At 64.8% G+C, this 5,642-nt stretch carries 4 protein-coding genes and 1 pseudogene; all 5 read right to left on the bottom strand.

Annotated features, from left to right (window positions below; genetic code table 11):
* Positions 1–872 (bottom strand): annotated as a pseudogene (locus tag B4L36_RS07635) (oligoendopeptidase F); the annotation flags it as partial.
* A 143-nt stretch (positions 873–1,015) separates the two neighbouring features.
* Positions 1,016–1,825 (bottom strand): GNAT family N-acetyltransferase, encoded by an 810-nt coding sequence (locus B4L36_RS07640; RefSeq protein ID WP_292954765.1) that lies wholly within the window; start codon positions 1,823–1,825, stop codon positions 1,016–1,018.
* On the bottom strand, positions 1,822–2,553 hold the full coding sequence (locus B4L36_RS07645) for a DUF72 domain-containing protein (protein ID WP_292954767.1): 732 nt from the start codon (positions 2,551–2,553) through the stop codon (positions 1,822–1,824). The genes B4L36_RS07640 and B4L36_RS07645 overlap by 4 nt, the downstream gene beginning before the upstream one ends.
* 56 nt (positions 2,554–2,609) lie before the next feature.
* Positions 2,610–4,133, bottom strand: a complete 1,524-nt coding sequence (locus B4L36_RS07650; RefSeq protein WP_292954769.1) for a cryptochrome/photolyase family protein — start codon at positions 4,131–4,133, stop codon at positions 2,610–2,612.
* A 33-nt stretch (positions 4,134–4,166) separates the two neighbouring features.
* A partial coding sequence (gene guaA, locus B4L36_RS07655; protein ID WP_292954771.1) for a glutamine-hydrolyzing GMP synthase occupies positions 4,167–5,642 on the bottom strand: 1,476 nt, incomplete at its 5' end.

Below are 5,642 nucleotides of genomic sequence, written 5' to 3' on the forward strand. Positions count from 1 at the left end.
AGGCGCGGATAGGCGGCGGTGACGGCGTTGCGCAGTGCCTCGACCACCTCGGGCTCGACATGGTTGGACAGATGGCGGCCATATTGCGGCGTGGGCATCTTGCGCCACTTGTCCTCGATGGCCTTTTCCTTGGCCAGCGTGTTGTGGATGCGGGCAAACAGCTTGAGATTGTCGCCAAAGACGCGGGCCAGCGCATGGGCCGCGGCCTCGCGCCGGGCGCGGTCATGTTCGGTCAGCAGGTTCAGCGTGGCTTCCATCCCCAGCACCTCGCCATCGACCTCGAATTCCAGCGCGGCCGTGGTTTCGTCGAACAGCCGGTTCCAGGCGGCGGCGCCGACAACGGAATTGTCGTGCAGGAACTGTTCCAGTTCGTCGGACAATTGGTGCGGACGCATGGCGCGCATCCGGTCGAAGACCGGCTTGTAGCGGGCGGGACCGTCGGGCGCGGTAAACACGGCCTCGTAGGTCTGGTCCGGGATGCGGTTGAATTCAAGGCTGAAGAAGACCAGCGGCGTGGTGATGTCGGTGACCTTCGCCTGCAGATCGCCCAGCATCTTGGCGCGGCCGGCATCGGTGGTGTTCTGGTAATAGCGCAGGCCCGCATAGGACATCAGCCGTCCGGCGATAATGTCGATCACCTGATAGGCCTCGATGCAGTCCAGCATGGCGGGCGCATCCAGTTCGGCCAGCTTGCCCTGCCAGGAGGCGGCGAAATCATTGACCAGATCCGCAAGCCGGGCCAGATCCGCCGTCAGTTCCGGCGCGTCGGGACCGGGATAGAGATCGCTCAGATCCCAGACGGGCAGATCGCCGAAACGGGTATCGGCGGCAGGTTCGGTAGAATCGAAGACCGGCAAGGTGGCCATGAGCATGTCCTTTCGCTTTGGCCTCAGATGTAACCTGCATGGCCCTGTGTGCAAGGCTTGCGCGACGCTGCGGCCGGGCGGGGCGGCGCAGCCGCCCGCGAAAGCCGGTCCCCTCGATGGGGCCGGCTTTCGCAGCCCCTTGCGCCGGCCTAGACCGCCTCGAAGGCAGGTGCGTGACGGATCCTGGCACCGGCAGGCAGATCGCCGGCGACCTGCAGGAAGGGTCCGGCATGGGGCGAATCCAGATCCGCCGGACGAAAGCCCAAGCGGGCATAGTAATCGGGTGCGCCCAGCACCACGACCGGACGCGATCCGGCCCCGGCCAGTGCCGCGCGGACCAGCGCCTGCCCGATGCCGCGCCGCTGCATGGCGGGCGCGACGGCAACGGGGGCCAGCGCAAAGGCCGCTTCATCCCCGGTCATGGGCGACAGCCCGACATGGCCGAGGATCATTCCGTCCGCCTCGGCGACCAGCGACATCGAAAGATCACCGGCCGCGCGCAGCGCCTCGACCAGCCGCGCCTCAACCTCGCCCGCGAAGGCATCGCGCAGCAGGCGCGAGATCGCGTCCGCATCCGGCCGCCTCTCGGGCCGGATCGCAGGCATCGCCTCGCGCCTGTGGAAGTCGCGTGCAATATCCCTGCTGTCGCGGCCCCAGGCGCTGGCCTTCGTGCGCTGCTGATGGGCTGCAAAGGCCTCGCCATCGGTGAACAATTCCGACAGATGCCAGACCAGCGGATCCTCGTCCTGCCGCAGATCGAAACGCAGGCATCCCGGTTCGGCCCGGCTCTGATCGACATGATCCGGCAGCAGCGTCAGCGCGGTCATCAACTGCGCCGGATCGGCACAGATCAACCTTCCGGTCAGCGCGATCATCGGCCGATCCAGCGCGATCGTCGGGCCCTCGGCCTCGCAGCCGGTTTCGTGGCGGGGATGGTGATGGCCGCAGGCGCAGCTCATGTCTTCAGCCTTTCGATCAGAGCCATCGCGGCGGCCGGGTTGCGCAGCTTCTGACCCGAGATGACGTAGAGAAACAGGTCGCGCTGCTTGCCCGCCTTGCGTGCGGCCTTGGCCCATTTGTCGAGATCGGCCCCCGAATAGCCCTGTTCCAGATCCGTCGTGCCCATCAGGCGCCAATAGGCGAAATCGGCGGTATCGGCCTCGATTTCCGGAAAGTCCGCATCGGCGCCGCGAATGATGGCGACATTGTGCTGCCTGCACAGATCGGCGGCCTCGTCGGCGGCGAAACTGTCATGGCGCGGTTCCACCGCATGCCGCAGGGCGACGCCCTCATGGCTGTCGGGCAGCAGCTTCAGGAAGGCACCGAAATCGTCCGGCTCGAATTTCTTCGTCTCCGCGAATTGCCAGTTGATCGGACCCAGCTTGGCGCCCAGTTTCGTGATGCCGGAATCGAGAAACCTTGCCACGCTGTCGCCGCTTTCGGCCAGCACCTTCCGGTTGGTGGCAAAGCGCGGCCCCTTGATCGCGAAGACGAAATCATCGGGCGTCTCGTCATGCCATTTCTGGAACGTCGCGGGCTTCTGGCTGCCGTAATAGGTCGCGTTCACCTCGATCGAGGTCAGTTGCCTGCTGGCATATTCCAGTTCGCGCCGCTGGGGCAGGTCGTCGGGATAGAAGACCCCGCGCCATTCCGCGAAATTCCAGCCGCCGATTCCGATGCGGATCATCTGTGCCTCCGGATTGTCAGACGCTTCTATCCCGCGCGGCGCGGTTCGCCGTCAAGTCAGACCACCGTGCCATCCGACATGCGCCGCAAGAAGGCGGCGGCATCGGCGCGGATCGCCCTGCGCTTGTCCGCATCCATGCGGTCCCAGTTGCCATAGATCCGCGACATGCGGGGATTGGTCTCGAACCGGTCGCGGTGGCGGATCAGGAAATCCCAGTAAAGCAGGTTGAACGGGCAGGCCGTCTCGCCCGTCCTGACGCTGACCGAATAGGCGCAACTGCCGCAATAATCCGACATCTTGTTGATGTAGTTGCCCGAACTGACATAGGGCTTGCTGCCGACGATTCCGCCATCGGCGAACTGGCTCATCCCGATCGTGTTCGGCGCCTCGACCCATTCATAGGCATCGATATAGACGGACAGATACCATTCATGCACCCGGGCCGGGTCGATCCCGGCCAGCAGCGCGAAATTGCCGGTGATCATCAGGCGCTGGATATGGTGGGCATAGGCCAGCCGTCGCGTCTGTCCGATCGCGGCCTTCATGCAGGCCATGCGCGTCTCGCCGCCCCAATACATCCAGGGCAGCTTGCGACGGTGGTCCAGCGCGTTGCGCCCGGTGTAATCCGGCCCTTCGAGGAAATAGATGCCGCGCATGTATTCCCGCCAGCCGAGGATCTGGCGGATGAACCCTTCGGCGGAATTGAGCCGCACCTTGCCATCGACATGGGCGGTCGCGGCGGCCGCGCAGACCTCGTGCGGCGACAGCAGCCCGGCATTGAGATAGGGCGACAGGATCGAATGGTTCAGATGCGGGTCCTCCAGCAGCATCGCATCCTGATAGGGACCGAATTCGTCCAGCGCATGATCGATGAAATGACGCAGCGCCTTCAGTGCGCCGGGCCGGTCGGTGGCATAGCGGAACGGCCTCAGGTCACCGAAATTGTCGGGAAAGCGCGCCGCGACCAGATCCAGAACCCCGGCCGTCACCGCGTCGGGTTCGAATTCGGGCGGTTTCTGTCGCAGCAGGTCGGGCCGGGCAGGCTTGCGGTTGTCGTGGTCGAAATTCCAGCGACCGCCGGCAGGCCGGTCGCCATCCATCAGCAGGCCGGTCTTGCGGCGCATGTCGCGATAGAACCATTCCATCCGCAGTTCCTTGCGCCCCTCGGCCCAATTCTCGAATTCGGCATGGCTGGCGAAGAAACGGTCATCGGGGCGCTGATGCACCTTGATCGGCAGATAGGTCAGGATATTGATCAGCCGCCATTCGCCCGGTTCGGTCGCGATCACCTCGGTCGCGTCGAATTCCGATGCGCGGCGTATCAACTCGCCGCCGATCTTCTGGCTGTTCTCGGGATCGTCCAGCCGCGTATAGGCGACGGTCAGGCCCTTGCCCCGCAGGTGGTTCGCGAACTTGCGCATCGCGGCAAAGACGAAGGCGATCTTCTTTGGGTGGTGGCGGACATAGCTGGCCTCGTCCATGACCTCGGCCATGACCACGACATCGCCCTCCCGCGCCTCGCGCAGCGCGGACAGATTGTCTGACAACTGGTCCCCCAGAACAAGGATCAGACGCGGCATGGTCCCTCGATTGAGCGAAGCCCGATCAGGCCGTCATTCCCATTCTATGGTGCCCGGCGGCTTCGAGGTGATGTCATAGGTCACACGGTTGATGCCCTTGACCTCGTTGATGATCCGCGTCGCGGTCTCGCCCAGGAAATCGTGCGGAAAGGGATAGTAGTCCGCGGTCATCCCATCGACGCTGGTCACCGCGCGCAGCGCGCAGGCAAAGTCATAGGTGCGCCCGTCACCCATCACGCCCACCGTGCGGACCGGCAAGATCGCCACGAAGGCCTGCCAGATTTCGTCATACAACCCGTGCCGGCGGATCTGGTCGATGAAAACCGCATCGGCGCGGCGCAGAATCTCCAGCTTTTCGCGGGTGATCTGGCCGGGGCAGCGGATCGCCAGGCCGGGGCCCGGAAAGGGGTGGCGGCCGATGAAGCTGTCGGGCAGGCCAAGCTCGCGGCCCAGGGCGCGGACCTCGTCCTTGAACAATTCGCGCAGCGGCTCGACCAGCTTCAGGCCCATCTTCTCGGGCAGGCCACCGACATTGTGGTGCGACTTGATGGTCACCGAAGGCCCGCCGCTGAAACTGACGCTTTCGATGACATCGGGATAAAGCGTTCCCTGGGCCAGAAATTCGGCGCCCTCGATCTTGCCCGCCTCGCGCTGGAAGACGTCGATGAACAGCTTGCCGATGGTCTTGCGCTTGACCTCGGGGTCGGAAACACCCTCCAGCGCGCCCAGGAACAGGTCCGCCTCGTCGGCGTGGATCAGCGGAATGTTGTAATGGTCGCGGAACATCGTCACGACCTCGTCGGCTTCGTTCAGACGCAACAGGCCGTGATCCACGAAGACGCAGGTCAACTGGTCGCCGATCGCCTCGTGGATCAGCACCGCCGCGACGCTGCTGTCGACGCCGCCGGAAAGGCCGCAGACAACCCGCTTGTCGCCGACCTGATCGCGGATCCTGCGGATCGCCTCGTCCTTGTAGCTGGCCATCGTCCAGTCGCCGGCAAAGCCCGACAGCCGAACGAAGTTTTCCAGCATGATCCGGCCATGCGGGGTGTGATGCACCTCGGGGTGGAACTGCACGGCATAGAAATGGCGGGCCTCGTCGGCGATCATCGCCAGCGGCGCGTGGGGCGATGTCCCGATGACCTCGAAGCCCGGCGCCAGTTCGGTGACACGGTCGCCATGGCTCATCCAGACTTCTTCGCGACCGGTGCCGAACAGATCCGCGAAGATGCCGTCCTGCTTGTGGCCCGGCGCCGGGGCGATGAACGCGCGGCCATATTCGGCGTGATGACCCGCTTCGACCTTGCCGCCAAGCTGGTCCATCATCACCTGCTGGCCATAGCAGATGCCGAAGACCGGAACGCCCAGATCGAACACCGCCTGCGGGGCGCGGGGACTGCCATCCTCGGTCACGCTGGCCGGGCCGCCCGACAGGATGATCGCCTGCGGCGGGTCGGCGCGCAGTCCGTCATCGGTCAGGGAATTGAAGGGCCGGATCTCGCAATAGAC

It is taken from the genome of Paracoccus sp. UBA889, from assembly GCA_002294185.1.
GTDB lineage: Bacteria > Pseudomonadota > Alphaproteobacteria > Rhodobacterales > Rhodobacteraceae > Paracoccus.